Here is a 26,772-nt window from a genome sequence, read left to right as displayed (position 1 = left end):
TCGCAAAGGCTCTCTGGCTGTTAGGATAGGCCCAGCTTATCGTCGTCCAACGTTGCCTTTGTTAGGTGGCAATAAGAACTTCATTACCTTTGAGCTAATCCTGCGATGGAAATTCGTCACTTCCGCTACTTCCTGGCCGTGGCCTGGCAACGCAACTTCACCCGCGCCGCCGAGCAACTGGGCATCGCGCCGCCGACCTTGAGCCGGCAGATCCAGGACATGGAAACCACCCTGGGCACGCGCTTGTTTATCCGCCAGCAGCGCGAAGTCAGCCTGACCGAAGCGGGCGCGGCCCTGGTGCAGGAAGCCGAGGCCACCGTGCGCCAATTCGAATGCGCCCAGCGCCATGCCCAACGGGCCGGGCGCGGCGACATCGGGCATATCGAACTGGGTTATGTGGCATCAGCGGTATATGGCGGCGTGTTGCAGCGGCAGATGCAGGCGTTCAGCCAGGCGTTTCCCGATGTGAGCGTGAATGTGCGCGAATGCGCGATGGCCGCATTGCCCGGCGCGGTGGCGGATGGGCGGAATGACATTGGTTACGTCCGCTCGCCCATGACCCTGCCCGATGGCGTGGAAGCGGTACGCCTGGACAGCGAAGGGTTTGTCCTGGCCGTGGCGCAAGGTTCCTGGCTGCTGGGATTGAAAGCCATCGGCTGCGAACACCTGCAAAACGAGACCTTTATCCTGCCGGAGCAGATCAGCGGCACGCTGCATGTGGCCGCCCAGGGCGGTTATGCGCCGCGCCTGGGGCCGCAGCCGGGTGGCTTGGTCGCGGTGCTGGCGCTGGTCTCGCTGGGGCAGGGCGTCGCGGTGGTGCCGGCGTCGGTGGTGGGGCATGTGACGCTGCCGAATGTGCTGTACCGGCCCATTCAAGGCAGTGACGCATCGTCGTGGCTGTCGCTGATTCACCGCCGGTTTGAAAAAGCACCGGCGGTCGCGCGGTTTATCCAGCAGGTAAAAACGCCTCGCTGAACACGATTACAGATCTTGTAATAGTTTTGCGTTGTAGGAAATTTACCTTTCGGCTGTACGATTCAAGTCCTTTTTTATCGCAGGATTTGCATGAACACCCTCTCGGAGCCCCCCAGTCGTCTTTCCCCAAGACATCCGCTGCTGCCGTTCCCGCTGAAGCATCCCGTATTTCGACTGCTAACCTTGTCCCGGTCCACTGACCGCGCATTGCTGTGCCCGGCATTCTGAACTTCGAATTAAAGAGACTCTATAAATGGAATGGTTAGCGGATCCAACGGCCTGGCTCGGCCTGTTGACCTTGATTGTGCTGGAACTGGTGCTGGGTATCGACAACCTGGTGTTTATCGCGATCCTCGCGGACAAACTGCCGCCCGAGCAGCGTGACCGTGCGCGCTTGATCGGCTTGTCCCTGGCGTTGCTGATGCGCCTGGGCCTGCTGGCGAGTATTTCGTGGTTGGTGACCCTCACCCAGCCGCTGTTCGAGGTGTTCGACAAGAGCTTCTCCGGCCGCGACCTGATCATGCTGTTTGGTGGTGTGTTCCTGTTGTTCAAGGCCACCATGGAATTGCACGAACGCCTCGAAGGCCACGTCGCCCAACGCAGCGGCAATGCGGCCTATGCGATGTTCTGGCCGATCGTGGCGCAGATCGTGGTGCTCGACGCGGTGTTCTCCCTCGATGCGGTGATTACTGCCGTGGGCATGGTGGATGAACTGGCGGTGATGATGATCGCGGTGATCGTGTCCATCGGCGTGATGATCGTCGCGAGCAAGCCGTTGACCCGCTTCGTCAACGCGCACCCGACGGTGATCATGCTCTGCCTGGGCTTCTTGATGATGATCGGTTTCGCCCTGACCGCCGAAGGCCTGGGCTTCCATATTCCGAAGGGCTACCTGTATGCGGCCATCGGTTTCTCGATCCTGATCGAAGTGTTCAACCAGATTGCCCGTGCCCGGCGCAAGAAGTCGGCGCAAGGCGTGTTGCCGGTACGTGAGCGCACCGCCCATGCGGTGATGCGCTTGCTCGGCGGCCGTAGCCTCGCGGTGGAAGAGGTGGGTGAAGAGGTGGCCGACCTGCTGGGCGAGCCGGATACCGCGCAAGGCCCGCTGTTTGACCGCCGCGAGCGCGTGATGATCAGCGGCGTGCTGCAATTGGCCGAGCGGCCGATCCGGACGTTGATGACGCCACGGGCCAAGGTTGACTGCATCGACTTGGCGGACGATGCCGAGACGATTCGCCTGAAACTGATGCATTCGTCCTACTCGCGCCTGCCGTTGATCCGTAATGGCGCGGTGGATGAGCCCCTGGGTTTTGTGCACAAGAAGGAGTTGCTCAAGGAGTACCTGGCCGGCAACGAGCCCAACCTGGAGCACCTGGCACGCCGGGCGATCAACCTGCTGGAGAGTTTCTCGGTGCTCAACGCCCTGGAGCAGATGCGCCAGGAATCCACGCACATCGCCTTTGTGATCAACGAATTCGGTGACTTCATGGGCGTGCTGAGCATGACCGACATTCTTGAATCCATCGCCGGTGAACTGCCCGACGCCAGTGAAATCGAGGGGCCGGACATTGTCGAGGATGGGGCAGGTTTTCGCGTGAATGGTGCGCTCAACCTCAACCAGATTCGCCAGCGCACCGGCTTCAACGCCACGGCGACCGAGGACTACCAGACCCTCGCCGGCCTGGTGATGAGCCTGCTGGACCGTCTGCCGGTGGTGGGCGACAGCCTGGTGTACGAGGGCTGGCGCCTGACCGTGGCGGCCGTCGAGGAGCGGCGGGTGACCCAGGTGGCTATGGGGCGTGAAACGTAAAGCGGTCCTTGCCCGCATGTTTTGACACATACAACGCCTGGTCCGCCTTGATCAGCACCTGGTTCAGGGTTTCGCCATCCTCCACCCGGGCCAGGCCGATGCTGATGGTCACCGGGTGCTGGCTGGCGTCAGCGCGCACCTGGGCGCACAACTGGTCTGCCAACTGCGCCGCGTCTTCGCGGCGTACCCCTGCCAGGTAGATGGCAAATTCTTCGCCGCCAAGGCGGGCGTAGTCGTAGTCGTTCATCACGGCGCGGATGTCATGGGCGACACGCTTGAGTACATCGTCGCCAACATCGTGGCCAAACCGGTCATTCACTTTCTTGAAGTTGTCGATGTCGATCATCGCCAGGTAATGGTCGTGCGTGCGTGGTTGGTGGGCGAGCTTCTGCCCGGCGCTGGCCATGAACGCGCGGCGGTTGGGGATGTCGGTCAGGGTGTCCACGTAGGCCTGGTCCAGCAGCAGCTTGGCCATGATGTAGTTGCTCAGCTTGACCTGGCGCAGTTTCAGGAAGCTGTAGAGGGTCAGCAGGCTGAGAAAGCTGGAATAAAAGAACACCGTGGTGCCTTTGACTTCCAGCACCGAGGTTTCCGTGAGGTAGAACGGGTTGAGCACCACCCAAGTGATGACCAGCGTGGCGGCGAATGCCCAGCGGCTGAGCGGCAGCACGGATGCGCTGTAGAGGATGGTCGACGCGCCAAGGATCAGCCAGCCGGGATGCAGGTCCATGGGCAGGCCTTCGATCACCAGGCGGATGCCGATGGCGATGATGCTGACGAAGATCAGGTTGATCCACTGGAAGTGGCGCACCCGGGTGTTGAAGGCCAGGACCAGCGTGGTGATCAACAGTGCGCTGAGAAATATCACCGAGTAGAACGTAAAGCCTTGGCCGCCGCGAAAGCTGACGATCAGGTTGAACACCAGCCAGATGCTGATGCTGGCGAGGTAGATCAACAGGCAGAAGGGCTTGAGCCGCTCGAAATCATGCTGGGCGAACTCAAGTTGCAGGGCAGGTGAGGGGAGTTTCTTGAGGACTTCGGCTTCAATGGTCTTGAACATTGCTGACCCTGGCTCGGCGGAGACTGCTTCGAGCAGCGTAGACGTCTGTCAGGGCCGTGCAAGGGTTAACTGGCGTAACGGGCGAAGGTGTCCTCCACGACTTGCGCCTGATCTTCCAAGGGGCCGAAGCCTTGGAGTTTCTCTTGCAGTTGCCCGTCGAGATAGATCAGCCCGGTCGGGGTGCCCGTGACCTCGGGGTGTCTTGGGGTTTGTGCGCAGTCAAGCACCATGCTCACGACGCTGGGGTACTTGGCGGCAACCTTTTCAAACAGCGGCACGGCTTCGGCACACGCAGGACAGTGGGTTGAAACAAACAGCAGAAACACCGGGCGTGACGTACTCAGCACTCGTTGGTAATCCTCGGTATTGGCAATCGTTGCGGTGGCAAGTCCCATGACGGTGGCGCTCCTGCATGGCGTCAATTGAGTGCCAACGCTAAATCGAGGATTCACGACCGTCTACTGTCAACCTTCACAGGTTCGCATCACGCTCCAGGCGTTCCCGCGCCTTGCGGGCCTGGTTCGCGCATTTCTTGTATTCCAGGTTGTCCCGCGAGGCCTTGGCCTGGCGGTAGCCGTGGTGGTTCTGGCTGGTGTAGTTGGTGCTCAAGGCTTCGTTGAGCTTGCGCAGTTCGATCTTGCAGTCGCGACGGTCGTTGCTGGCCCAGGCGCTGGTGGCGACCAGAAAGGAGCATAAAACCAGGGTGAGGCTGAGCTTCATCGGGGCGCGATCCTTGTCGGCGGGGATGTGCAAAGGCTAGTCCAGCGTGGGGATTTTTCCATGGGGTATGCGCACTGCAACGGTGCGCGGTAACGCCGTAATGGCGCACAGCATTGGGGCCTGTCACCGCAACGTGGGGCCTGGGGTAGCAGGTTGGCCTCAGCTGCCGGCGTAACGCCGCATCGTACGCAAAGGCTTATGTTGCTGATTTTTAATGAATTAATTCCCAGCGTGTTTTTCTGTTACGGCGTGTGGCACACTTTCTGCTGTCTATTCCGTTGTTACATACCAAGTTCCGGTATAGCGGAATACACAATCCCTGGAGTGCTTGTCATGCATCACCGACCTTCCGTGTTCAAAGCGTGTGTTTTTCTCTTCGCCGCATCGGCTTCCCTCGCAAGCATCGTGCAGGCGGCGGACAGCAAGCTCGACAACGTGCTCAAACGTGGGCATCTGATCGTGGGTACAGGCAGTACCAATGCGCCGTGGCACTTCCAGGGAGCGGATGGCAAGTTGCAAGGGTTTGATATCGACATCGGCCGCATCGTGGCCAAGGGATTGTTCAACGACCCGAGCAAAGTCGAGTTTGTGGTGCAGTCGTCCGACGCACGCATTCCCAACCTGCTGACCGACAAGGTCGACATGAGTTGCCAGTTCATTACCGTCACCGCCAGCCGTGCGCAGCAGGTCGCGTTTACCCTGCCGTACTACCGCGAAGGCGTGGGTCTGCTGCTGCCGAACAACAGCAAATACAAGGAAATCGAAGACCTGCAAGCCGCCGGCGATGGCGTGACCGTGGCCGTGCTGCAAAACGTGTACGCCGAAGAGCTGGTGCACCAGGCGCTGCCCAAGGCCAAGGTCGACCAGTACGACAGCGTCGACCTGATGTACCAGGCCGTAAACTCCGGCCGCGCCGATGCCGCCGCCACCGACCAGTCTTCGGTCAAATACCTCATGGTGCAGAACCCCGGCCGCTACCGCAGCCCGGTTTACGCCTGGAGCCCGCAAACCTACGCGTGCGCGGTCAAGCGTGGCGACCAGGACTGGCTGAACTTCGTCAACACCGCCCTGCACGAAGCCATGACCGGTGTGGAATTCCCCACCTACAAGGCTTCGTTCAAGCAGTGGTTTGGCGTCGACCTGCCCGAGCCGGCGATTGGTTTTCCTGTCGAGTTCAAGTGATTCGTGACAACCGGGGCGCCGCCGACGGCGCCCCTATTAGGTATTGCTGACCATGAACTATCAGTTGAACTTTGCCGCCGTGTGGCGCGATTTCGACACCTTGCTGGCGGGGCTCGGTCTGGGCCTGCAACTGGCATTGCTGTCGATCGCCATCGGCTGCGTGATCGGCCTGCTGATGGCCTTTGCCATGCTGTCCAGGCACCGTGCGTTGCGCATCTTCGCCTCGGTGTATGTGACGGTGGTGCGCAATACGCCGATTCTGGTGCTGATCCTGTTGATCTACTTTGCCCTGCCGTCCCTGGGGATTCGCCTCGACAAGATCCCCTCGTTCATCATCACCCTGTCGTTGTACGCCGGTGCCTACCTGACCGAAGTCTTCCGCGCCGGGCTGTTGAATATTCCCAAGGGCCTGCGTGAAGCCGGCCTGGCCATCGGCCTGGGCGAATGGCGCATCCGGGCCTACATCACCGTGCCGGTGATGCTGCGCAACGTGCTGCCGGCACTGTCGAACAACTTTATCTCGCTGTTCAAGGACACCTCGCTGGCCGCCGCGATTGCCGTGCCGGAGCTGACCTACTACGCCCGCAAGATCAACGTCGAAAGCTACCGGGTGATTGAAACCTGGCTGGTCACGACCGCGCTCTACGTGGCTGCCTGTTACCTCATCGCCATGCTGCTCCGTTACCTGGAACAGCGTCTGGCGATCCGTCGTTAAGGAGGGTTCCCATGTACGAGTCCCCCAGCTGGCTGCATGAGTTGTGGATCGCCCGGGATACCCTGTGGGCGGGCTTTCAAGCCAGTGTGTATGTGTCGGCGCTGGCGATTATCTTCGGCACCCTGATCGGCATTGTCGCCGGGTTGATCCTGACCTACGGCAAGTTCTGGATGCGTGCGCCGTTTCGTCTGTATGTCGACCTGATCCGTGGCACGCCGGTGTTTGTGCTGGTGCTCGCGTGTTTCTACATGTTGCCGGCCCTCGGTTGGCAGATCAGCGCGTTCCAGGCCGGTGCGGTCGGCTTGACACTGTTTTGCGGCTCCCACGTGTCGGAGATCGTGCGTGGTGCACTGCAAGCCATTCCCCGTGGGCAACTGGAAGCGGGCAAGGCGATTGGCCTGACGTTCCAGCAGTCCCTGGCCTACGTGCTGTTGCCCCAGGCGCTGCGGCAGATCCTGCCGACCTGGGTCAATTCCTCCACGGAAATCGTCAAGGCCTCGACGCTGCTGTCGGTGATCGGCGTGGCGGAATTGCTGCTGAGTACCCAGCAAGTGATTGCGCGCACGTTCATGACCCTGGAGTTCTACCTGTTCGCCGGGTTTCTGTTCTTTGTCATCAACTACGCCATCGAATTATTCGGGCGCTACATTGAAAAGCGGGTGGCCTTGCCATGAACCAACCTCACATCGAGCAACCGTTGCTCAATATCCGCGGCCTGCGCAAACAGTACGGCGAGGTGGAAGTGCTCAAGGGCGTCGACCTGACCCTGCAGCGCGGTAACGTGGTCACGTTGATCGGCTCCAGCGGCTCGGGCAAGACCACGCTGTTGCGCTGCGTCAACCTGCTGGAAGAGTTCCAGGGCGGGCAGATCACCCTCGACGGTGAGTCCATCGGCTACAGCGACATCGGCGGCAAGCGCGTGCGCCACCCCGAGCGGGTGATTTCCCAGCACCGCGCCATGACCGGCATGGCGTTCCAGCAGTTCAACCTGTTCCCGCATTTGACGGCGTTGCAGAACGTCACCCTCGGCCTGCTCAAGGTCAAGAAGATGGGTAAGGACGAGGCCGTGGCACTCGCGGAAAAATGGCTCGACCGTGTAGGGCTTCTGGAACGGCGCAACCACTTCCCCGGCCAGCTCTCCGGCGGCCAGCAACAGCGCGTGGCGATTGCCCGCGCCATTGCGATGAACCCGAGCCTGATGCTGTTCGACGAAGTCACCTCGGCCCTCGACCCCGAGTTGGTGGGCGAAGTGCTCAGCGTGATCAAGGGCCTGGCGGAAGAGGGCATGACCATGTTGCTGGTCACCCACGAGATGCGCTTTGCCTACGAAGTGTCTGACAAGATCGTTTTCATGAACCAGGGCCGCATTGAAGAGCAGGGCTCGTCGAAGGACATCTTCGAGCGCCCGCAATCGCCGCGCCTGGCGGAATTTCTCAAGAACATTCGTTTTTAATCAGGAGGCTATTTTTATGAGCATTACTCGTTACGGCACCGGCAGCACCGCCGGCGGCGGCCAGCCCCGTCCTTTCGCCCGCGCGGTGGAAGCGGACGGCTGGCTCTACGTCTCGGGCCAAGTGCCAGCGGTGGACGGTGAAATCATCAGCGGCGGCATCGTCGAGCAAACCCGGCAGACCCTGCGCAATGTGGTGGCGATTCTGGAAGAAGCCGGCTACGAGTTGAAAGACGTGGTGCGGGTTGGCGTGTGGCTGGAAGACCCGCGCGACTTCTGGAGTTTCAACAAGGTCTTCGGCGAATACTTCACCCCTGAACACGCCCCGGCGCGGGCCTGTGTACAGGCCAACATGATGGTGGATTGCAAGGTGGAGATCGATTGCGTGGCCTACAAGAAAAAGGGCTAAATGCAGCGATCTGAAGCCCACCGCTGCGCCAATGTGGGAGCTGGCTTGCCTGCGATGACGGAGTGTCAGGCAACCCATGCCTGACTGAGCCACCGACATCGCGGGCAAGCCCGCTCCCACAGGGGTTCACTGTGCAGTATTACTACTATGACCGGACCAAAACTGCCATGACCGAAGACACCATCAAACGCCGCGCCAAAGGCCTGGACCGGGCGTTCGATATCCTCGATTTTCTCAAGGAGATCGGCCAGCCCCTGCGCCCGAATGATATTGCCAGCGGCATCGGCAGCCCCAAGTCCACGGTCTATGAATTGGTCGCTTCGCTGCTGGAGCGGCGCATCCTCGAAACCGTGGGCAAGGACGGTCACGTCTACCTCGGCCGCCAGCTGTACTTCCTCGGCCAGGCGCATTTGCGGCACTTCGACCTGACCCGCGAGGCCGACCACGCCTTGCAGGAGATCGTCAGCCAGACCCACGAAACCGCGCAGATGTGCCTGCTCAACGGGCGCAAATACACGGTGGCGCTGATGCGCGAGGGCGAGCGGCATTTTCGCATTTCCTCGGATATCGGCGAAAACGCGCCGATCCCCTGGACCGCGTCCGGGCGCCTGTTGCTCGGGCATTTGAGCGACAAGCAGATCATCGACCTGATCGACCAAGACGACTTTATCCTGCCGGATGGCCAGCGCCTGCCGCTGGACACCTTCCTCGCACAAATCCGTCAGGCCACCCTCGATGGGTTCTTTTCCTTCGACAGTGTGGCCGACACCTTTACCCATTGCTTTGCCGCCCCGGTACGGGACGCGCAAGGCATCAGCATTGCGACCCTGTGCATCGTCGCCCCACGGGCCGATGCACTGAAAAACTACAACGACTATCGCCGGGTGTTGATCGACAGCGCCAACAACCTGGCCCGTCGCATCAACGAATAGGAGCATTTCATGTCTGCCATCAATGCCGTTGCAAAGGGCGCCGCCGCCGTCGGTGCCCACCTGGTCCGTGACGTCAGCCTGCCCGCCCTGGTGCTGCACCGCGAGGCCCTGGAACACAACATCCGCTGGATGCAAGCCTTCGTCAGCAACAGCGGCGCCGAGCTGGCGCCCCACGGCAAGACCAGCATGATGCCGGCGCTGTTCCAGCGGCAGATTGCCGCGGGCGCCTGGGGCATCACCCTGGCCAGCGCAGTGCAGACCCGCGCCGCCTATGCCGGTGGCGTGCGCCGCGTGCTGATGGCCAACCAACTGGTGGGCGCGCCCAACATGGCGTTGATCGCCGATCTGCTGGCGGACAAGGATTTTGATTTCCACTGCATGGTCGATCACCCGGACAACGTCGCCGACCTCGGCCTGTTTTTCGCCGCCCGTGGCCTGCGCCTCAACGTGATGATCGAATACGGCGTGGTCGGCGGCCGTTGCGGTTGCCGCAGCGAGCAGGAAGTGCGCGACCTGGCCAAGGCGATCAAGGCCCAGCCGGCCCTGGCCCTCACCGGGATCGAAGGCTACGAAGGCGTGATCCACGGCGAGCACGCCATCAGCGGTATCCGCGACTTCGCCGCGAGCCTGGTGCGCCTGGCGGTGGATCTGCAGAACAACGGTTCATTCGACCTGCCCAAGCCCATCGTCACCGCTTCGGGTTCGGCCTGGTACGACTTGATCGCCGAGTCTTTCGAGGCGCAAAACGCTGCCGGCCGTTTCCTCAGCGTGTTGCGCCCCGGCAGCTACGTGGCCCATGACCATGGCATCTACAAAGAAGCGCAATGCTGCGTGCTCGACCGTCGCAGCGACCTCAGCGAAGGTCTGCGCCCGGCCCTGGAAGTCTGGGCTCATGTGCAATCGATGCCCGAGCCGGGTTTTGCGGTGATCGCCCTGGGCAAGCGCGACGTGGCCTACGACGCCGGTTTGCCAGTGCCGCTCAAGCGTTACAAGGCGGGTGTTGTGGGCGCCGAAGGGGATGATGTGAGCGCGTGCAAGGTCACGGCCGTGATGGACCAGCATGCGTTCATGACTGTTGCGGCTGGGGTTGAACTGCGCATTGGCGACATCATTTCCTTTGGTACTTCGCACCCGTGCCTGACCTTTGACAAGTGGCAGGTGGGGTGCCTGGTGGATGAGCAGTTGCAGGTGGTTGAGAGTCTGCATACCTGCTTCTAGACCGAGTCGCGGCCATCGCAGGCAAGCCAGCTCCCACATTTTGATTTGTGAACACTTTCAAATGTGGGAGCTGGCTTGCCTGCGATGGGGCCCTGAAAAACACCCGAGAAAACCGCCATGACCACCCACCCCCACATCGCCCTCATCGGCGAATGCATGATCGAACTGCAACACCGCGCCGACGGCAGCCTGCACCAAAGCTTCGGCGGCGACACCCTGAACACGGCGGTTTACCTGCGCCGCGAGCTGGGCGATAGCGGCCATGTCGACTATGTGACGGCGCTAGGCGATGACAGGTTCAGCGACGCCATGTGCCAGCAATGGGCTGACGAAGGTCTTGGCCTCGGCATGGTCCAGCGCCTGCCCGGGCGCTTGCCGGGTTTGTACTGCATCCAGACCGACGCCAATGGCGAACGCAAATTCCTCTACTGGCGCAACGAAGCCGCGGTGCGCGACTGCTTCACCACGCCTGCCGCCGAACCGATCCTGGCGGCGCTGCCGGATTACGACGTGGTGTATTTCAGCGGCATCACCCTGGCAGTGCTGGGTGAAATCGGCCGTGAGCGCTTGCTGCACACCTTGGTCGAAACCCGCCGGCGCGGCGGCAAGGTGGTGTTCGACAACAACTACCGCCCGCGTTTGTGGGCCAGTGTCGAGGCGGCACGTGAGGCGTATCGCAAGGTCTTGGCCGAGGTTGACATGGCCTTGCTGACCGAGGATGACGAGCGCGCGTTGTTTGGGTATGCCAGCAGTGAGCAGGTGTTTGCGGCGTATCCGGCGATTGCGGAAGTGGTACTCAAGCGTGGGGCGGAGGAATGCCTGATCCGTTTCAAGGGCGAGCGCTTTGGCGTGCCGGCGGTGAAAGTCGAGAAGGTGGTGGATACGACGGCGGCGGGGGATTCGTTCAGTGCGGCGTATCTGGCCAGCCGGTTGAAGGGTGGCTCGCCGCAAGAGGCGGCGGTGGCGGGGCATCGGTTGGCGAGTCGGGTGATTCAGTTGCCGGGGGCGCTGATACCCCGATGAATGGCCGCCTGCGGCGGATCGCGGGCAAGCCCGGCTCCCACAGTTGATCGAGTTTTGTTTGAAGGAACTCGGTCAACTGTGGGAGCTGGCTTGCCTGCGATAGCGGCTTCAAGCCAACCCCTCAGTCGCGGTAAAACACCTGCACCAGGTGATACCCAAACTTGCTCTTGATCGGCCCATGCACCACCCGCAGCGGCTTCTTGAAAATCACCGCATCAATCACCCCCACCATCTGCCCCGGCCGAATCTCCCCCAGATCACCGCCGCGCTTGCCTGACGGGCAGGTGGAGTACTTCTTCGCCAGCACGTCAAAGGCTTCGCCCTTGGCAATGCGCTGCTTGAGTTGTTCGGCTTCTTCGCTGGTTTTCACCAGGATATGACGGGCTTGGGCTTTCATTGATCTCTACCAGGTACCTGCAACGGCGGGCGATTATGCCTGAACTCATTCGACCACGCTGATCATGCTGCGGATTTTCGTGGCCAGCAGGTCGATGGAAAACGGCTTGGCCACCATGTCCATGCCGTCCTCCAGGAAACCCTGGCGCTCGGCGGCCTTCTCTGCGTAACCGGTCATGAACAACACGCGCAGGCCCGGCCGATGCTGGCGGGCGATCTCTGCCAGTTGCCGGCCGTTCATGCCCGGCAGGCCGACGTCGGTGACCAGCAGGTCCACGCGCAAATCCGATTCCAGCAGCGGCAGCGCGGTGCGGGCATCCGCCGCCTGGTGGGCGGTGTAGCCCAACTCGTCGAGCACGTTGACCACCAGCATGCGCACGGCCGGGTCGTCTTCGACCACCACCACGGCTTCACCGGCCAGGGCCACCGGCGCTTCAGTCAGGCTGGCCGGCAGGCTGCTTTCCAGCGCGGTGCCGTGCAGCCGCGGCAGGTACAGGCGCACGCAGGTGCCCTGGCCCGGTGCGCTGTGGATGGTCACGTGCCCGCCGGACTGCTGGGCAAAGCCGTAGATCATCGACAGCCCGAGGCCCGTGCCTTGGCCGATGGGCTTGGTGGTAAAGAACGGGTCGAACGCCTTGGCGAGGATCTTCGGCGCCATGCCCGCGCCGTTGTCGCACACGCCGAGCATCACGTAGTCGCCGGCTTTCACCGGTTCCAAAGTGGTGATGTCGCTGCCATCCAGGTAGCTGTTGGCCGTTTCGATCAGCAGTTCACCGCCGTCGGGCATGGCGTCGCGCGCGTTGATCACCAGGTTGAGCAGGGCGTTTTCCAGTTGGCTGGCGTCGGTGTTCACCGGCCAGATGTCGTGGCCCAGTTGCACCTTGAGCGCGATATGCGCGCCCTTGGTGCGGCGGAACAGGTCTTCCAGGGACGCCACAAGCTGGTTCGGATCCAGCGGGCGGCGGTCCAGGGACTGGCGCCGGGAAAACGCCAGCAGGCGATGGGTGAGGGCGGCGGCACGGTGGGCGGAGGACACGGCGGCGTCGGTAAACCGGCCGATTTCGTCGCTGCGCCCGGCGGCGATGTAGCGTTGCATCAGGTCCAGGCTGCCGATGATCCCGGTGAGCATATTGTTGAAGTCGTGGGCGATGCCACCGGTCAGCTGGCCCACGGCTTCCATCTTCTGCGCATGACGCAGGGCGTCTTCGGCGCGTTCGCGCTCAAACATCTCGTTTTGCAGGCGCTGGTTGGCTTCAGCCAGCGCCTGAGTGCGCTGGGCCACGCGTTCTTCGAGGTTCTCGTTGAGGTTGCGCAGGGCTTCTTCGGTGAGTTTGCGTTCGGTTTCATCGATGACAAAGATGTAGAAACCATTCACCGAACCGTCATTGCTGAAACGCGGCAGGTACTTCATCAGCGCGTGACGCGGGCGCCCATCGCGGTGCGGGGTGATGGTCTGGAAGCTGCACGCCTTGCCCTTGAGCGCCGCGTTGATCTGGTCCTCGCGGCCGGCATACACCTCGTCGCCGAGCACTTCGCGGATGCTCTTGCCGTACAGCTCCTGGGGCGTCATGCCGTACCACTCCAGGTACGCGCTGTTGTTCAGGCGAAAGCGTTGTTCGTGATCCACATAACCGATCAGCACCGGCATGGCGTTGATGATCAGCTGCAACTCGGTCTGGCTTTGGCGCAAGGCTTGTTCGGTGTGCTTGCGCTCGGTGAGGTCCAGCGCCGCGCCGAGAAAACGCGCGGGGCGGCCCTGATGGTCCTTGTAGCAACGCCCCCGGGCAAACACCCAGCGCACCGTGCCGTCGGCTTGTTGCAGGCGGTATTCCTCGGCGTATTCGGTGCCAAAGGTGATGCAATGCTTGATGCTGCGCGCCACCATGCCGCGGTCTTCAGGGTGCACGCCTTGCAGGTAGGCGCTGATGGGCAGCAGGCTGGCGTGGTCGGGGGCCACGCCGTGCAGGTAGGCGAAGTGGGCGTCGGCGATAAAGCGGTCTTCGCCGATATCCCAATCCCAGGTGCCCACCGCGTCGGTGGCGGCCAGCGCCAGTTGCAGGCGTTGCTCGGTGTTGTGCTGGGCCTTGCGGCGTTCGTTGGTCTCGATGGCGGTGACCAGGATCCCGGCGACGCTGCCGCTTTCATCGCGCACCGGGCTGTAGGTCAGGTCCAGCCAGATCTCGGTATCACGGTGATTGCGTTGCAGGATAAAGCGCTGCTCGGTGAAGGTGCGCACCTGGCCTTCGAGCACGGCGTTGTAGATCGGCGTGGTGAAGCTTTGCAGCTCTGGCCAGGCCTGGTGTGCCGGCTGGCCGAGGGCGTCGGGGTGCTTGTTGCCGGCCAGCAGGGCGAAGCCGTCGTTGTAGAGCTGGGTCAGTTGGCTGCCCCACAGCAGGAGCATCGGCATCGGCGAGTGGACGACAATATCCACGGCAGTGCGCAGGCTTTGTGGCCACTGGTTGATCTCACCGAGGGGGCTTTGCGCCCAGTCCAGCTGCGCGATCAAGGCGGCGGCTGCGCTGACGGTGGGTGTTCCATTCATGAAAAAGCCCTGAGCGTAACGCTTTGAAATATGACAAACGCCGATTATCCCGTGAGTCGGGAACGGCTGACTACCCCTCGAAAAATAGCATGCATTGGGGTTTTGTCTTCAAATGAGTGTGTCAGGGCTGAAACCTTTCATCTTTCACGCCAGTTCGGGGCGGTCGCGAAACTCCTCGAGGGCCTGTGGGTTGGCGAGGGCGTCGGTATTTTTCACCGGTTCGCCATGCACCACGTTGCGCACCGCCAATTCGACGATCTTGCCGCTGATGGTGCGGGGGATATCCGTGACAGCGAGGATTTTTGCCGGCACATGACGTGGCGTGGTGTTGGCGCGGATCACCTGGCGGATCTGCTGCTCCAGGGCGTCATCCAGCACGACACCATCGTTGAGGCGCACAAACAGCACCACCCGCACATCGTCCTGCCAGCGCTGACCAATGGCCAGGCTTTCCAGCACCTGCGGGACTTTTTCCACCTGCCGATAAATCTCCGCCGTGCCGATGCGCACGCCGCCGGGGTTGAGCACCGCGTCGGAGCGACCGTGGATCAACAGGCTGCCGTTGGGGCGTTGCTCGGCGTAGTCGCCCTGGGCCCATACGCCGGGGAACTGGCTGAAATACGAGGCGCGCAGCTTCTTTTGTTCGGGATCGTTCCACAAACCGATGGGCATCGCCGGGAAGTGGCGGGTGCAGACCAGCTCGCCTTTTTCGCCGATCAGCGCGCGGCCCTGGTCATCCCAGACCTCGATCGCCATCGCCAGGCTCTTGCACTGCATCTCGCCCTGGCGCACCGGCAGCACCGGGTTGCCGATCACAAAGCACGACACGATATCGGTGCCACCGGACATGGATGACAGGCACAGCTCAGCCTTGATCTCGCGGTACACGTAGTCGTAGCTCTGCGGCGACAGCGGCGAGCCGGTGGAGATCACGCCTTTGAGGCTGCTTAGATCGTGGCTCAGGCGCGGTTGCAGGCCGGCCTTTTCCAGGGTGGCGAGGAACTTGGGGCTGGTGCCGAACACGCTGATCCGTTCGGCATCGATCAAGTCAATCAAACGCTCGGGCCCCGGATGAAACGGCGAGCCGTCATACAGCACCGCCGTGGCGCCGATGGCCAGCACCGAGACCAGCCAGTTCCACATCATCCAGCCGCAGGTGGTGTAGTAGAACAGGCAGTCCTCGCGGTTCAGGTCGGCATGCAGGCCGTGTTCCTTCAGGTGCGTGAGCAACACGCCGCCGGTGCCGTGGATGATGCACTTGGGCACGCCGGTGGTGCCGCTGGAATAGAGGATGTACAGCGGGTGATCGAAGGGCACGGCGACGAATTCAGGCTCGCCGCCGGGTTGGTAGAAATCGCCCCACAGGCTCACGCTGGCCGCCGTTTGATAGTCCTCGACCTGCGCCTGGGGCCGTGCGTACGGCACGACGATCAGTTGTTCCAGGGACGGCAGGCGTTCGAGGATTTCATTGAGCTTGGCGCTCTGGTCGATGGTTTTGCCGGCGTAGCGATAACCGGCGCAGGTGATCAGCACCTTGGGTTCGATCTGGCCGAAACGGTCGATCACGCCCTGGGTGCCGAAGTCGGGCGAGGAGCACGACCAGATCGCCCCGAGGCTGGTGGTGGCAAGCATGCCCACCAGGGTTTGCCAGGTGTTGGGCATGCACGCGCCCACGCGGTCGCCCTGGGTCACGCCGATGGCCCGCAGGCTCTGTTGCAGGCCGGCGACGTGGGCGGCCAGTTCGGCGTAGGTCAGGTGTTCGCGCTGGCCGTCTTCGCTGATGGCGACTACGGCGGGGTGATTGTCACGGCGGCGCAGCAGGTGTTCGGCAAAGTTCAGGGTCGCGCCGGGGAACCACTGGGCGCTGGGCATTTCAGTGCCTTCGATCAGCACCGTGCTGGGTGGACTGCGAAATTGCACGTCGAAGAACGTGACGATGGCCTGCCAGAAGTCGGGGCGCTGGTCGATGCTCCATTGGTGCAGGGCGGGGTAGTCGGCGAGTTGCAGGGTGTAGCGGTCGTTGATGTAGCGGCGGAACTGGTCCATGCGCGTGGCGGCGATGTGTTCCGGGGAGGGTTGCCAGAGGATGTCGGACATAAAGCTGCCTCTTATTCTTGAACAAACGCAGATCAAACTGTGGGAGCTGGCTTGTGTGGGAGCTGGCTTGCCTGCGATAGCGGTATCGACTGATACACCGCTATCGCAGGCAAGCCAGCTCCCACATTTTTAATCGCGGCGTCTGGTCTATTGGGCCAGCCAGCCGCCATCGATGTTCCACGCGGCGCCACGCACTTGGCTACCGGCTTCGCTGCACAGGAACAGCACCAGCTCGCCCAGTTGCGGCGGCGTGACAAATTCCAGCGACGGCTGCTTCTCCGCCAGCAGATCATGCTGCGCCTGCTGCGGGTCCACGCCGGTGGCGATGCGATCATCGATCTGCTTCTGCACCAGCGGCGTCAGCACCCAGCCCGGGCAGATGGCGTTGCAGGTCACATTGCTGGTGGCCGTCTCCAGGCCCACCACCTTGGTCAAGCCGATCACCCCGTGCTTGGCCGCCACATACGCCGCCTTGCCCACCGAACCGACCTGGCCGTGCACCGAGGCGATGTTGACGATGCGCCCCCAGCCCTTGGCCTTCATCCCCGGCAGGCTCAAGCGCGTGCTGTGGAACACCGACGACAGGTTGATGGCGATGATCGAATCCCAGCGCTCGGCGGGGAAGTCTTCCACCGCCGCCACGTGCTGGATGCCGGCGTTGTTCACCAGGATGTCGACGCCGCCGAATTCACGCTCGGCGTAGGCGAGCATGTCGGCGATCTGCGCCGGGTCGCTGACGTCGGCCGGGTGATGGCCGACCTTGCCGCCAAACGCCTGCACCTGGGCGATCACCGCGCTGGCGTCGCCGAAGCCGTTGAGGATCAGGTCGGCGCCGGCCTTGGCCAGGCTCAGCGCTATCCCCAGGCCGATGCCGCTGGTGGAACCGGTAACCAGGGCGGTCTTGCCGTTTAAAGTCGTCATGAAAACCTCACACAATGCCGGTGGCGTAGAAAGTCCCGATCACCACGAACACCGCAAGGGTCTTGATGATGGTGATGCCGAAAATGTCCTTGTAGGCTTCGCGGTGGGTCAGCCCGGTGACCGCCAGCAGCGTGATCACCGCGCCGTTGTGGGGCAGGGTGTCCATGCCGCCGCTGGCCATGGCCGCCACGCGGTGCAGCACTTCAAGGGGGATATTGGCCGCATGGGCCGCCGAAATAAAGCTCTCGGACATGGCCGCCAGCGCAATGCTCATGCCGCCCGAGGCGGAACCGGTGATACCGGCCAGCAAGGTCACGGTAATCGCTTCGTTGACCAGCGGGTTGGGGATGCCCTTGAGCCAGTCCGCCAGCACCAGAAAGCCCGGCAGCGAGGCGATCACCGCACCAAAGCCGTATTCCGACGCGGTGTTCATCGCCGCCAGCAACGCGCCGCTGACCGCACTTTTGCTGCCTTCGGCGAGCTTGCTTTTGATCGCCGACCAGCCGAACACCAGCACCATCAAGATGCCCACCAGCAGCGCCGCCTGCACCGCCCAGATCGCGGTGAGCTTGGCGATTTCAGTGGTCACCGGCGCGCTCATGCCCGGCAGGGCGAGGCTGTGGGTCTTGCCGTACCACTGCGGAATCCAGTGGGTAAACAGCAGGTTCATCACGCCCACCAGGATCAGCGGCGACAGGGCGATCCATGGGTTGGGCAAGCTGAGGTTTTCGGCGGTTTCCGGCTCGTTACGCAGCTCGGTGCCATAGCCTTCGCCGGCGCGTTGGGCCTTGTTGCGCTGGCGCGCCAGGTAGAGCATGCCGGCGCAGAACACAAAGATCGTGCCGATCACGCCCAGCCACGGCGCGGCCCAGGCGGTGGTGTTGAAAAACGTGCTGGGGATGATGTTCTGGATCTGCGGCGTGCCGGGCAGGGCGTCCATGGTGAACGAAAACGCACCGAGGGCGATGGTCGCCGGGATCAGGCGCTTGGGGATATTGCTCTGGCGAAACATCTCCGCCGCAAACGGGTACACCGCAAACACCACCACAAACAGCGACACGCCGCCGTAGGTGAGCAGGGCGCAGACCAGCACGATCACCAGCATCGCCTGGCGGGTGCCGAGCAAACGGATCGCCGCGGCCACAATCGAACGGGAAAAGCCCGACAGCTCGATCAGCTTGCCGAATACCGCACCGAGCAGGAACACGGGGAAATACAGTTTGATAAACCCGACCATCTTCTCCATGAACACCCCGGTAAAGGCAGGCGCAACGGCGGACGGATCGGTGAGCAGGACAGCGCCGAGGGCGGCGATGGGGGCAAACAGGATAACGCTATAGCCACGGTAGGCAGCCAGCATCAGCAGCGCGAGGGCTGCCAGGGCGATGATTACACTCATGGAGTGTCTCCAGATCGAATTGTTATTTTTGTGGGGTGTTGCTGTAGGAAGGGGCTATAGCGAGATGCGTGCCAAAAATATAAGTAATTGAAATATAAGGATAAATATCTAGTTCTGAGTGAGCGCCGTGAATTCTGTCTCGATTTAGAGACAAATGAAGAGCCCCTGTGGGAGCTGGCTTGCCTGCGATAGCGGTCTATCAGCTTGCACATCTGTCACTGATGTACCGCTATCGCAGGCAAGCCACCTCCCACAGTTGATTGTCTTTGATTTGAGATGTGTGTCTCGATATGGAGACTAGGCGATGCCCAACGCCACCATCTTCTTGTACAACGTCGACCGCCCCAGCCCCAACCGCTTGGCCGCCTCCACCACATTCCCCTCGCAAGCCGCCAACGCCGCCGCAATGATCTGCCGATCAAACCGCTCCCGCGCCGCACTGAAACTCTCTCCCTCTACCGCCGCCACCGCACTGCGCGCGACCGGAGTAAAGGTGCCGATAGCCGCACGAATCTCCCCGGCATTCAACACCAGGTCATCACTCAACAACGCCGCCCGTTCCAGCACATTGCGCAGCTCGCGGATATTCCCCGGCCATGCGTGTTGCGCCAGCAGCGCCAGGGCTTCACGGTCGAGTTCGTGCTGGCTGCGCAATTCCTCAAGGATCGCCTCGCTCAGCGCGGGGATGTCTTCCAGGCGCTCGCGCAGCGGCGGCACCTGGATCGGCAGCACGTTCAGGCGGTAATACAGGTCTGCACGAAACTCCCCGCGCTTGATCGCCGCTTCCAGGTCCATGGACGTCGCCGCGATCACCCGCACATCGCTGTGCAGCATTTCGTTGGAACCCACCGGTTCGAATTCCTTTTCCTGCAATACCCGCAGCAGTTTGCTTTGCAGCGGCAGGGGCATATCGCCGATTTCATCGAGGAACAGCGTGCCGCCCTGGGCGATCTGGAATTTGCCGGGACGGCCCTTGCGGTCGGCGCCGGTAAACGCGCCCGGCGCGGTGCCGAAGAATTCGGCTTCCAGCAGGTCGGCGGGAATCGCCGCGCTGTTGACGCTGACGAATGCCTTGTGCGCCCGTGGTGATGCACCGTGGATCGCCTGGGCCAGCAATTCCTTGCCGGTGCCGGTTTCCCCCAGCAGCAGCACCGGCGACTCGGCGCTGGCACTGCGCCGTGCGCGGCGTTTGACTTCGAGGCTGGCGGCGCTGGTGCCGATAAAATGCGCGAAGGTGTATTTGCTCTGCCGCGAACGCAGCAACGATCGGGTCGAGGCCAGTTCCTGCTGCATGCTCAGGTAGCGCTCGATCAGCGGCGACAGGTTGCGCAGCTCATCAAACAGCGCAAAACCAATCGCGCCGATCACCGCGCCGGCATCGTTGTGGATCGGCAGGCGCATCACCACCAACGGGCCTTTGGGCGTGTCCTGGATGTCCAGCAGGATCGGCAGGTCGGTGCGCACCACCTGGCGCAACAGGCTGTTGGAAATCACCTTTTCGCACGGTTGGCCGATGGCTTCATCGGCGCTTTTCAGGCCGAAGCGCTTGGCGTAGCGCTCGTTCATCCAGACGATATTGGCGTCGCGATCGACAATCACCGTGCCTTCGCTGGACTGCTCGATGATCTCGAACAGCGACTGGATGGCCAGGCCGCGCACCTGTTGGTAGTCCTTGAGGCTTTCGCTGGTGTTCATGCTTTTGCCGCCAACACAAAATAGGAGTGGGAGTGCGGTCCTGTGGGAGCTGGCTTGCCTGCGATGGCGGTCTGTCAGTACCGAATATATTGACTGATACATCGCTATCGCAGCCAAGCCGGCTCCCACAGGGGACCGTGTTTACAGGGGGATATTGGCGGCGGCCAGCAGCTCTTGGGTGTAGGCGTGCTGCGGCGCTTCGAATACCTGATGACTCGCCCCGGCCTCCACCACCTTGCCATCCTTGATCACGATCATGTCATGGGCCATGGCCCGCACCACCGCGAGGTCATGGCTGATAAACAGATAGGTCAGGCCGTACTTCTCCTGCAGCTCACGCAACAGCGCCACCACCTGCTTCTGCACCGTGCGGTCGAGGGCCGAGGTCGGTTCGTCCAGCAGCATCAGCGCCGGCTTGAGCACCAGGGCGCGGGCGATGGCGATGCGTTGGCGCTGGCCGCCGGAGAATTCGTGGGGGTAGCGGTGGCGGCTGGCGGGGTCGAGGCCGACGTCCTTGAGCACCTGGATCACTTGTGCATCACGGTCCTCCAGGCTGCATGGCGCGTGCACTTCCAGGCCTTCGCTGATGATCTGCTGCACCGACATGCGCGGGCTGAGGCTGCCATAAGGGTCCTGGAACACCACCTGCATTTGCTTGCGCCACGGGCGCATCTGCTGGTGGTTGAGCGGGTCGAGGGCGGTGCCCTGGAAGCGGATGCTGCCGGTGGAGTCCAGCAGGCGCAGGATCGCCTGGCCCAGGGTGGACTTGCCCGAGCCGGACTCGCCGACAATCCCCAGGGTCTTGCCGCGTTGCACGCTGAGGCTGATGCCGTCCACCGCGTGCAAATAGGTTTTGCGCCGGAACAACCCGCCGCCGAGGGGGAACTTCACGCTCAGGTCGTCCACCTGCAACACCGTTTCACGGGCATCGCTGCACAGCACGTCGCCCGAGGGCTCGGCGTCCAGCAGCAGGCGGCTGTAAGGATGCTGCGGCGCGGTGAACAAGGTCTGGCAGGCGGCCTGTTCGACGATCTCACCGGCATGCATCACACACACGCGCTGGGCAATGCTGCGCACCAGGTTGAGGTCGTGGCTGATCAGCAGCAGCGACATGCCCAGGCGCTGTTGCAGGGACTTGAGCAGCAGCAGGATCTTGCGCTGCACCGTGACGTCCAGCGCGGTGGTGGGTTCGTCGGCGATCAGCAACTCGGGCTCGCAGGCCAGGGCCATGGCGATCATCACCCGTTGCCGTTGGCCGCCGGAGAGTTGATGGGGGTAGGCCTTGAGGCGTTCCTGGGGTTTCTGGATGCCCACCAGGTCGAGCAGTTCAAGGATGCGCGCCTGCGCCGCCTTGCCGCCCAGGCCCTTGTGCAGCAGCAGGGTTTCGCCGATCTGCTTTTCGATGCTGTGCAACGGGTTGAGGGAGGTCATCGGCTCCTGGAAGATCATCGCGATGCGGTTGCCGCGCAGCTTTTGCAAGGTTGCGGCCGACGCGCCGATCAGCTCCTGGCCGCGGTACTTGATGGAGCCCGTGGTCTGCGTGCCGGCCTCGGGCAGCAATTGCAGGACCGAATGGGCCGTCACCGACTTGCCCGAGCCCGACTCGCCCACCAGCGCCAGGCACTCGCCGGGGCGCACGTCCAGGCACAGCGTGTTCACCACGGTCTGGCCGTTGAAGGCGATGCTGAGGTCGCGGATCTCGATCAGGTTCATATGCAATCACTCATGAGCGGGGGTCGAAGGCGTCACGCAGCGCCTCGCCAATAAAGACCAGCAGCGACAGGATCAGCGCCAGGGTGAAAAACGCCGTCAGGCCCAGCCACGGCGCTTGCAGGTTCTGCTTGCCCTGGGCGATCAACTCGCCCAGCGACGCGCTGCCGGCGGGCATGCCGAAGCCGAGAAAATCCAGGGCGCTCAAGGTGGAAATCGCCCCGGTCAAGATAAACGGCAGGTAGCTCAAGGTGGCGGTCATCGCGTTCGGCAGGATATGCCGGCGGATGATCTTCGCGTCGCCCAAGCCCAGGGCCCGTGCGGCCTTGACGTATTCCAGGTTGCGCCCGCGCAGGAACTCGGCGCGCACCACGTCCACCAGGGCCAGCCAGGAAAACAGCGCCATGATCCCCAGCAGCCACCAGAAATTCGGCTCGACAAAACCCGACAGGATGATCAGCAGGTACAGCACCGGCAGCCCGGACCACACTTCCAGCACGCGCTGGCCGATCAAATCCACCCAGCCGCCGTAATAGCCCTGCAACGCCCCGGCGGCGATGCCGATGGCCGCGCTGATCGCGGTGAGCGCCAGGGCGAACAGGATCGACACCCGCGCGCCAAAGATCACCCGCGCCAACACGTCCCGCGACTGATCGTCGGTGCCCAGCCAGTTCACCGCCGAGGGCGGGCTGGGGGCAGGGCGGGTCAGTTCGTAGTTGGGCGTGTCGTCGCTGAACGGGATCGGCGGGAACAGCATCCAGCCGCCGTCATGTTTGATCAGCTTTTGCACATAGTCACTGCGGTAGTCGGCCTGAAACGGCAACTGGCCGCCGAACTGCTGCTCGGTGTAGCGCTTGAACACCGGGAAATACAGCTCGTTCTTGAAGCTCAGCACCAGCGGCTTGTCATTGGCGATCAACTCGCCGCCGAGGGTGAGGATAAACAGGCCGATAAACAGCCAAAGCGACCACCAGCCGCGCCGGTTCTTCTTGAACCGCTCGAAACGCCGACGGGCCACGGGAGACAAATTAAGCATCAGGCGTTCCTCGCGGCGAAGTCGATACGCGGGTCCACCAGGGTGTAGCAGAGGTCACCGATGAGTTTTATCAAGAGGCCGAACAGGGTGAAGATAAACAGCGAACCGAACACCACCGGATAGTCCCGCGAGACCGCCGCTTCGTAGCTCATGCGGCCCAGGCCATCGAGGGAGAAAATCACCTCGATCAGCAGGGAGCCGGCAAAGAACACACTGATAAACGCCTGGGGAATCCCCGAGATCACCAGCAGCATGGCGTTGCGGAACACATGGCCGTACAACACGCGCCGTTCGCTGAGGCCCTTGGCGCGGGCGGTGACCACGTACTGACGGGTGATTTCATTGAGGAACGAGTTTTTCGTGAGGATAGTCAGGGTGGCGAACCCGCCGATCACCAGCGACGTCACCGGCAGCACCAGGTGCCAGAAGTAGTCGGCGATCTTGCCCACGGTGCTCAGTTCTTCGAAATTTTCCGAAACCAGCCCGCGCACCGGGAACCAGTTCAGCGAGGTGCCGCCGGCGAAGACCACGATCAGGAACATCGCAAACAGGAACGCGGGCATCGCGTAACCGATGACGATCGCGGTGCTGCTCCACACGTCAAAGCTGCTGCCGTGGCGCACCGCCTTGCGAATCCCCAGGGGGATCGACACCAGGTAGGTGATCAGCGTGGCCCACAAACCGAGGGAGATGGTGACGGGCATCTTTTCCAGGATCAGGTCGATCACTGTCTTGCCGCGAAAGAAGCTGTTGCCGAAATCCAATTGGGCGTAGCTGGTGAGCATCAGCCACAGGCGCTCCGGCGCGGGCTTGTCGAAGCCGTATTGTTTTTCGATGTCCTTGATCAGCTTGGGGTCCAGGCCACGGCTGGCGCGGGAGCCGCCGCTGATGCCGTCGCCGCCCGAACCGCCCACCGCGCCGCCGCCGATGCCTTGCAGGTGGGCGATGGCTTGTTCCACCGGCCCGCCGGGCGCGGCCTGGACGATAACGAAGTTGACCAGCAGGATGATCACCAGCGTGGGAATGATCAGCAGCAGGCGCCGCACGATATAGGCAAACATCAGTGGCTGCCTCCGCGTTGTTTCATCTGTTCGTCTGTCAGCGGCGTGGGGCTGATTTCCCACCAGCTTTCCAGGGCTTCATCGTTCTTCGCCTCGACGGCCGGGCGGCCGAAGCGGTTCCACCACGCGGCGGACGTGCCGGGCGGGTAGTAGTTGGGAATCCACAGGTAATTCCATTGCAGCACCCGGTCCAGGGCGTGGGCGTAGGTGAGCATCTGCGCCTGGGTGTTGGCCTTGACCAGGCCCTTGATCAAGGTGTCGACGGCCGGGTCCTTGAGCACCATGTAGTTGTTGGCGCCGGGGTCGAACGCAGCGTCCGAGCCGAAGTAGTTGTACAGCTCCATCCCCGGCGAGGTGGTGACCGGGAAGCCGACCACGATCATGTCGTAGTCGCGCGCCATCATGCGGTTGACGTATTGCGAGGGGTCGATGCGGCGGATATTCAAGGTGATGCCGATCTGCGCCAGGTTGCGCTTGTACGGCAGCAACAGGCGTTCCAGGCCGTTCTGGGTGTTGAGGAAGGTGAACTCCAGTGGCTCGCCCTCGGCGTTGACCAGCCTGTCGCCGTCCGGTTTCCAGCCGGCGGCTTCCAGCAGGGCCAGGGCTTGCAGCTGCTTGTCGCGGATCATGCCGCTGCCGTCGGTGACCGGGGCCTTGAATACTTGCGTGAAGACCTCGTCGGGAACCTGCCCGCGCAAGGGTTCGAGGATTGCCAGTTCTTCTGGCGTCGGTGGTTGGCTGGCGGCCAGCGGGCTGTTGGAGAAGAAGCTCTGCTGGCGGATGTACATGTTGCGCATCATCTGCCGATTGGCCCATTCGAAGTCCCATAGCATCGCCAACGCCTGGCGCACGCGGCGGTCCTTGAACATTGGTTTTTGCACGTTGAACACGTAGCCCTGGGCCGGTTGCGGCGCCTCTTTGGCCAGGTGCGCACGTTGCAGGCGACCATCGTCGAGGGCCGGGCCGTTGTAGCCGATAGAATAGCCGGTGGCGGAAAACTCGCGGTTGAAGTCATAGGCGCCGCCGCGCAGGACCTGGCGCGCCACTTCGGTATCGCCGAAGTATTCCAGGCTCAGGTGATCGAAGTTGTACAGGCCACGGCTGACGGGCAGGTCCTTGCCCCACCAGGCGGGGTCGCGGGTAAAGGTGATGGTGCTGCCGGAGTCGATCTTGCTGATCTTGTACGGGCCGCTGCCCAGCGGTATCTCGTAGCCGCCGCCATTGGCGAAGTCGCGGGTTTTCCACCAGTGTTCGGGGAGCACCGGCAGGGTCGCGAGGTCGAGGGGCAGGGTACGGGTTTCATTGCTGGAGAAATCGAAGCGCACTTGGCGCTCACCCTCGACTTCGACGTGCTTGACGTCGGCGAACAGCGTGCGAAAGCCCAGGCGGCCCTGGGTCATCAGCAGGTTGTAGCTGTAGCGCACGTCTTCGGCGGTGATCGGCGTGCCATCGGCGAAACGCGCCTTGGGGTTGAGGAAGAAGCGCAGCGACAGGCCATCCTCGGCGCGTTCCATCTTCTCGGCGACCAGGCCGTAGACCGTATAAGGCTCATCCAGGGAGCGCTGGGCCAGGGGCGAATAGAGCCAGCCGTCGACCTGGGACACGCCGATGCCTTTGTCGATATACGGCAGCACATGGTCAAAACGCCCGATCTCGATGGCCGAGCGCTTCAGGCTGCCGCCCTTGGGGGCGTTGGGGTTGACGTAGTCGAAGTGGTGGAAGCCGGCGGGGTACTTGGCCGGTTCGCCGTACACGGTGAGGTACGGTTGCGGCGCCGCGAGCACGGCGGTGCCGGTCAATAGCAGGGAAGCAGCAAGCAGTCTTAGAAAAGCCAATCGCATTATCAGCCTTGAGCGCCGGGTGAACAGGAATAGGGATTTGTACGCTAACGGCATCCGTGTCGCCAGTCGTCACATGCACAACGGCCCACCAAGAGGCGGGCCGTTGTTTATAGCATCAGCGCAGACTGGATCAGTCCTGGCGGCTGGTGACTTCCAGCAGGTGGTAGCCGAACTGGGTTTTTACCGGGCCTTGCACGGTGTTGACCGGGGCGCTGAAGACGACGGTGTCGAATTCCTTGACCATCTGGCCTGGGCCGAACGAGCCCAGGTTGCCGCCGTCGCGGCTGGATGGGCAGCTGGAGTTGGCTTTGGCGATTTCTGCGAAATCAGCGCCGCCTTCGATTTGGGCTTTGAGTTCGTTGCACTTGTCTTCAGTGGAAACGAGGATGTGACGGGCGGTGGCTTTGGCCATGGGGAGGATCTCCTTGGGGTAAAAAGGGGGAGCGTACCGGATTCAGGCGGTTATTTGTTGGCAAAGTTCCGCTGGTTTGGCTTTTGGTGGGAGTGAGTACATATCCGTTGCTGCGGTAACGGCGGCTTATGGTTCCGCCCTTACGGCGGCTCACTTTTGAAGAGCGCA

At 62.4% G+C, this 26,772-nt stretch carries 24 protein-coding genes; 10 read left to right on the top strand and 14 right to left on the bottom strand.

The window, feature by feature from the left end; all coding sequences use genetic code 11:
- The first annotated feature begins 105 nt into the window (after positions 1 to 105).
- Both B348_RS0116890 and B348_RS0116885 read left to right on the top strand, forming a co-directional pair.
- Positions 106 to 975, top strand: a complete 870-nt coding sequence (locus B348_RS0116890) for a LysR family transcriptional regulator (RefSeq protein WP_017737248.1) — start codon at positions 106 to 108, stop codon at positions 973 to 975.
- 253 nt (positions 976 to 1,228) lie between these two features.
- A complete protein-coding gene (locus tag B348_RS0116885; protein WP_017737247.1) occupies positions 1,229 to 2,785 on the top strand; it encodes a TerC family protein in 1,557 nt (518 codons plus the stop codon).
- On the opposite strand, the gene B348_RS0116880 is transcribed toward B348_RS0116885, so the two are convergent.
- From B348_RS0116880 to B348_RS0116870, 3 genes are all read right to left on the bottom strand, one after another.
- The gene (locus B348_RS0116880) at positions 2,766 to 3,845 is read right to left on the bottom strand and encodes a GGDEF domain-containing protein (protein WP_017737246.1); all 1,080 of its coding nucleotides are present in this window, start codon (positions 3,843 to 3,845) and stop codon (positions 2,766 to 2,768) included. The genes B348_RS0116885 and B348_RS0116880 overlap by 20 nt on opposite strands.
- Positions 3,846 to 3,910: 65 nt before the next feature.
- Entirely contained in the window at positions 3,911 to 4,240 is a 330-nt protein-coding gene (locus B348_RS0116875; protein ID WP_017737245.1) for a thioredoxin family protein, read from the bottom strand.
- 76 nt (positions 4,241 to 4,316) lie between these two features.
- Positions 4,317 to 4,565 (bottom strand): hypothetical protein, encoded by a 249-nt coding sequence (locus tag B348_RS0116870; protein WP_017737244.1) that lies wholly within the window; start codon positions 4,563 to 4,565, stop codon positions 4,317 to 4,319.
- A gap of 333 nt (positions 4,566 to 4,898) precedes the next feature.
- Between B348_RS0116870 and B348_RS0116865 the strand changes: the two genes are divergently transcribed.
- The 8 genes from B348_RS0116865 to B348_RS0116830 all read left to right on the top strand — a co-directional run bounded on the left by B348_RS0116865 (position 4,899) and on the right by B348_RS0116830 (position 11,494).
- Complete coding sequence (locus B348_RS0116865) at positions 4,899 to 5,747, top strand: transporter substrate-binding domain-containing protein (RefSeq protein ID WP_017737243.1); 849 nt, start codon at positions 4,899 to 4,901, stop codon at positions 5,745 to 5,747.
- A 52-nt stretch (positions 5,748 to 5,799) separates the two neighbouring features.
- Complete coding sequence (locus B348_RS0116860; RefSeq protein WP_017737242.1) at positions 5,800 to 6,462, top strand: amino acid ABC transporter permease; 663 nt, start codon at positions 5,800 to 5,802, stop codon at positions 6,460 to 6,462.
- 11 nt (positions 6,463 to 6,473) lie between these two features.
- Positions 6,474 to 7,136: an amino acid ABC transporter permease gene (locus B348_RS0116855; RefSeq protein WP_017737241.1), complete on the top strand. Its 663-nt coding sequence runs from the start codon at positions 6,474 to 6,476 to the stop codon at positions 7,134 to 7,136.
- A complete protein-coding gene (locus tag B348_RS0116850) occupies positions 7,133 to 7,915 on the top strand; it encodes an amino acid ABC transporter ATP-binding protein (protein WP_017737240.1) in 783 nt (260 codons plus the stop codon). The genes B348_RS0116855 and B348_RS0116850 overlap by 4 nt, the downstream gene beginning before the upstream one ends.
- 16 nt (positions 7,916 to 7,931) lie before the next feature.
- Positions 7,932 to 8,321: a RidA family protein gene (locus B348_RS0116845; RefSeq protein WP_017737239.1), complete on the top strand. Its 390-nt coding sequence runs from the start codon at positions 7,932 to 7,934 to the stop codon at positions 8,319 to 8,321.
- A gap of 167 nt (positions 8,322 to 8,488) precedes the next feature.
- Positions 8,489 to 9,253: an IclR family transcriptional regulator gene (locus B348_RS0116840; protein WP_026136837.1), complete on the top strand. Its 765-nt coding sequence runs from the start codon at positions 8,489 to 8,491 to the stop codon at positions 9,251 to 9,253.
- 9 nt (positions 9,254 to 9,262) lie between these two features.
- Complete coding sequence (locus B348_RS0116835) at positions 9,263 to 10,471, top strand: amino acid deaminase (RefSeq protein WP_017737237.1); 1,209 nt, start codon at positions 9,263 to 9,265, stop codon at positions 10,469 to 10,471.
- A 117-nt stretch (positions 10,472 to 10,588) separates the two neighbouring features.
- The gene (locus B348_RS0116830) at positions 10,589 to 11,494 is read left to right on the top strand and encodes a sugar kinase (RefSeq protein ID WP_017737236.1); all 906 of its coding nucleotides are present in this window, start codon (positions 10,589 to 10,591) and stop codon (positions 11,492 to 11,494) included.
- Between the two features lie 121 nt (positions 11,495 to 11,615).
- Here B348_RS0116830 and B348_RS0116825 read toward each other — a convergent pair whose 3' ends face one another.
- From B348_RS0116825 to B348_RS0116775, 11 genes are all read right to left on the bottom strand, one after another.
- Complete coding sequence (locus B348_RS0116825) at positions 11,616 to 11,891, bottom strand: peptidylprolyl isomerase (RefSeq protein WP_017737235.1); 276 nt, start codon at positions 11,889 to 11,891, stop codon at positions 11,616 to 11,618.
- Between the two features lie 45 nt (positions 11,892 to 11,936).
- The gene (locus B348_RS0116820) at positions 11,937 to 14,432 is read right to left on the bottom strand and encodes a PAS domain-containing protein (protein WP_026136836.1); all 2,496 of its coding nucleotides are present in this window, start codon (positions 14,430 to 14,432) and stop codon (positions 11,937 to 11,939) included.
- 144 nt (positions 14,433 to 14,576) lie between these two features.
- Positions 14,577 to 16,529, bottom strand: a complete 1,953-nt coding sequence (locus tag B348_RS0116815) for an acetoacetate--CoA ligase (RefSeq protein WP_017737233.1) — start codon at positions 16,527 to 16,529, stop codon at positions 14,577 to 14,579.
- Between the two features lie 147 nt (positions 16,530 to 16,676).
- Complete coding sequence (locus B348_RS0116810) at positions 16,677 to 17,450, bottom strand: 3-hydroxybutyrate dehydrogenase (protein WP_017737232.1); 774 nt, start codon at positions 17,448 to 17,450, stop codon at positions 16,677 to 16,679.
- Positions 17,451 to 17,457: 7 nt separating this feature from the next.
- The gene (locus B348_RS0116805; RefSeq protein ID WP_017737231.1) at positions 17,458 to 18,849 is read right to left on the bottom strand and encodes a GntP family permease; all 1,392 of its coding nucleotides are present in this window, start codon (positions 18,847 to 18,849) and stop codon (positions 17,458 to 17,460) included.
- 297 nt (positions 18,850 to 19,146) lie between these two features.
- A complete protein-coding gene (locus B348_RS0116800; RefSeq protein WP_017737230.1) occupies positions 19,147 to 20,544 on the bottom strand; it encodes a sigma-54-dependent Fis family transcriptional regulator in 1,398 nt (465 codons plus the stop codon).
- Between the two features lie 141 nt (positions 20,545 to 20,685).
- Positions 20,686 to 22,257, bottom strand: coding sequence for an ABC transporter ATP-binding protein (locus B348_RS0116795; protein ID WP_017737229.1), 1,572 nt, complete (start codon positions 22,255 to 22,257; stop codon positions 20,686 to 20,688).
- A 10-nt stretch (positions 22,258 to 22,267) separates the two neighbouring features.
- On the bottom strand, positions 22,268 to 23,290 hold the full coding sequence (locus B348_RS0116790; protein WP_017737228.1) for an ABC transporter permease: 1,023 nt from the start codon (positions 23,288 to 23,290) through the stop codon (positions 22,268 to 22,270).
- The gene (locus B348_RS0116785) at positions 23,290 to 24,351 is read right to left on the bottom strand and encodes a microcin C ABC transporter permease YejB (protein ID WP_017737227.1); all 1,062 of its coding nucleotides are present in this window, start codon (positions 24,349 to 24,351) and stop codon (positions 23,290 to 23,292) included. The genes B348_RS0116790 and B348_RS0116785 overlap by 1 nt, the downstream gene beginning before the upstream one ends.
- Complete coding sequence (locus B348_RS0116780) at positions 24,351 to 26,192, bottom strand: extracellular solute-binding protein (RefSeq protein ID WP_026136835.1); 1,842 nt, start codon at positions 26,190 to 26,192, stop codon at positions 24,351 to 24,353. The genes B348_RS0116785 and B348_RS0116780 overlap by 1 nt, the downstream gene beginning before the upstream one ends.
- 130 nt (positions 26,193 to 26,322) lie before the next feature.
- Positions 26,323 to 26,604 carry a peptidylprolyl isomerase gene (locus B348_RS0116775; RefSeq protein ID WP_010210937.1) on the bottom strand — a complete coding sequence of 94 codons (282 nt, stop codon included), beginning with the start codon at positions 26,602 to 26,604 and terminating at the stop codon, positions 26,323 to 26,325.
- Positions 26,605 to 26,772: the final 168 nt, after the last annotated feature.

This window comes from Pseudomonas sp. CBZ-4 (assembly GCF_000346755.1).
In the GTDB taxonomy this organism is placed as follows: domain Bacteria; phylum Pseudomonadota; class Gammaproteobacteria; order Pseudomonadales; family Pseudomonadaceae; genus Aquipseudomonas.
The sequence above is the reverse complement of the archived record's forward strand: the minus strand, read 5'-3'. Positions and strand labels throughout refer to the sequence as shown.

Bases quoted from the DNA above. Each gene is read 5' to 3' on its own strand.
- B348_RS0116890 (WP_017737248.1), top strand. From the start codon at position 106: ATGGAAATTCGTCACTTCCGCTACTTCCTGGCCGTGGCCTGGCAACGC.
- B348_RS0116885 (WP_017737247.1), top strand. From the start codon at position 1,229: ATGGAATGGTTAGCGGATCCAACGGCCTGGCTCGGCCTGTTGACCTTG.
- B348_RS0116880 (WP_017737246.1), bottom strand. From the start codon at position 3,845: ATGTTCAAGACCATTGAAGCCGAAGTCCTCAAGAAACTCCCCTCACCT.
- B348_RS0116875 (WP_017737245.1), bottom strand. From the start codon at position 4,240: ATGGGACTTGCCACCGCAACGATTGCCAATACCGAGGATTACCAACGA.
- B348_RS0116870 (WP_017737244.1), bottom strand. From the start codon at position 4,565: ATGAAGCTCAGCCTCACCCTGGTTTTATGCTCCTTTCTGGTCGCCACC.
- B348_RS0116865 (WP_017737243.1), top strand. From the start codon at position 4,899: ATGCATCACCGACCTTCCGTGTTCAAAGCGTGTGTTTTTCTCTTCGCC.
- B348_RS0116860 (WP_017737242.1), top strand. From the start codon at position 5,800: ATGAACTATCAGTTGAACTTTGCCGCCGTGTGGCGCGATTTCGACACC.
- B348_RS0116855 (WP_017737241.1), top strand. From the start codon at position 6,474: ATGTACGAGTCCCCCAGCTGGCTGCATGAGTTGTGGATCGCCCGGGAT.
- B348_RS0116850 (WP_017737240.1), top strand. From the start codon at position 7,133: ATGAACCAACCTCACATCGAGCAACCGTTGCTCAATATCCGCGGCCTG.
- B348_RS0116845 (WP_017737239.1), top strand. From the start codon at position 7,932: ATGAGCATTACTCGTTACGGCACCGGCAGCACCGCCGGCGGCGGCCAG.
- B348_RS0116840 (WP_026136837.1), top strand. From the start codon at position 8,489: ATGACCGAAGACACCATCAAACGCCGCGCCAAAGGCCTGGACCGGGCG.
- B348_RS0116835 (WP_017737237.1), top strand. From the start codon at position 9,263: ATGTCTGCCATCAATGCCGTTGCAAAGGGCGCCGCCGCCGTCGGTGCC.
- B348_RS0116830 (WP_017737236.1), top strand. From the start codon at position 10,589: ATGACCACCCACCCCCACATCGCCCTCATCGGCGAATGCATGATCGAA.
- B348_RS0116825 (WP_017737235.1), bottom strand. From the start codon at position 11,891: ATGAAAGCCCAAGCCCGTCATATCCTGGTGAAAACCAGCGAAGAAGCC.
- B348_RS0116820 (WP_026136836.1), bottom strand. From the start codon at position 14,432: ATGAATGGAACACCCACCGTCAGCGCAGCCGCCGCCTTGATCGCGCAG.
- B348_RS0116815 (WP_017737233.1), bottom strand. From the start codon at position 16,529: ATGTCCGACATCCTCTGGCAACCCTCCCCGGAACACATCGCCGCCACG.
- B348_RS0116810 (WP_017737232.1), bottom strand. From the start codon at position 17,450: ATGACGACTTTAAACGGCAAGACCGCCCTGGTTACCGGTTCCACCAGC.
- B348_RS0116805 (WP_017737231.1), bottom strand. From the start codon at position 18,849: ATGAGTGTAATCATCGCCCTGGCAGCCCTCGCGCTGCTGATGCTGGCT.
- B348_RS0116800 (WP_017737230.1), bottom strand. From the start codon at position 20,544: ATGAACACCAGCGAAAGCCTCAAGGACTACCAACAGGTGCGCGGCCTG.
- B348_RS0116795 (WP_017737229.1), bottom strand. From the start codon at position 22,257: ATGAACCTGATCGAGATCCGCGACCTCAGCATCGCCTTCAACGGCCAG.
- B348_RS0116790 (WP_017737228.1), bottom strand. From the start codon at position 23,290: ATGCTTAATTTGTCTCCCGTGGCCCGTCGGCGTTTCGAGCGGTTCAAG.
- B348_RS0116785 (WP_017737227.1), bottom strand. From the start codon at position 24,351: ATGTTTGCCTATATCGTGCGGCGCCTGCTGCTGATCATTCCCACGCTG.
- B348_RS0116780 (WP_026136835.1), bottom strand. From the start codon at position 26,192: ATGCGATTGGCTTTTCTAAGACTGCTTGCTGCTTCCCTGCTATTGACC.
- B348_RS0116775 (WP_010210937.1), bottom strand. From the start codon at position 26,604: ATGGCCAAAGCCACCGCCCGTCACATCCTCGTTTCCACTGAAGACAAG.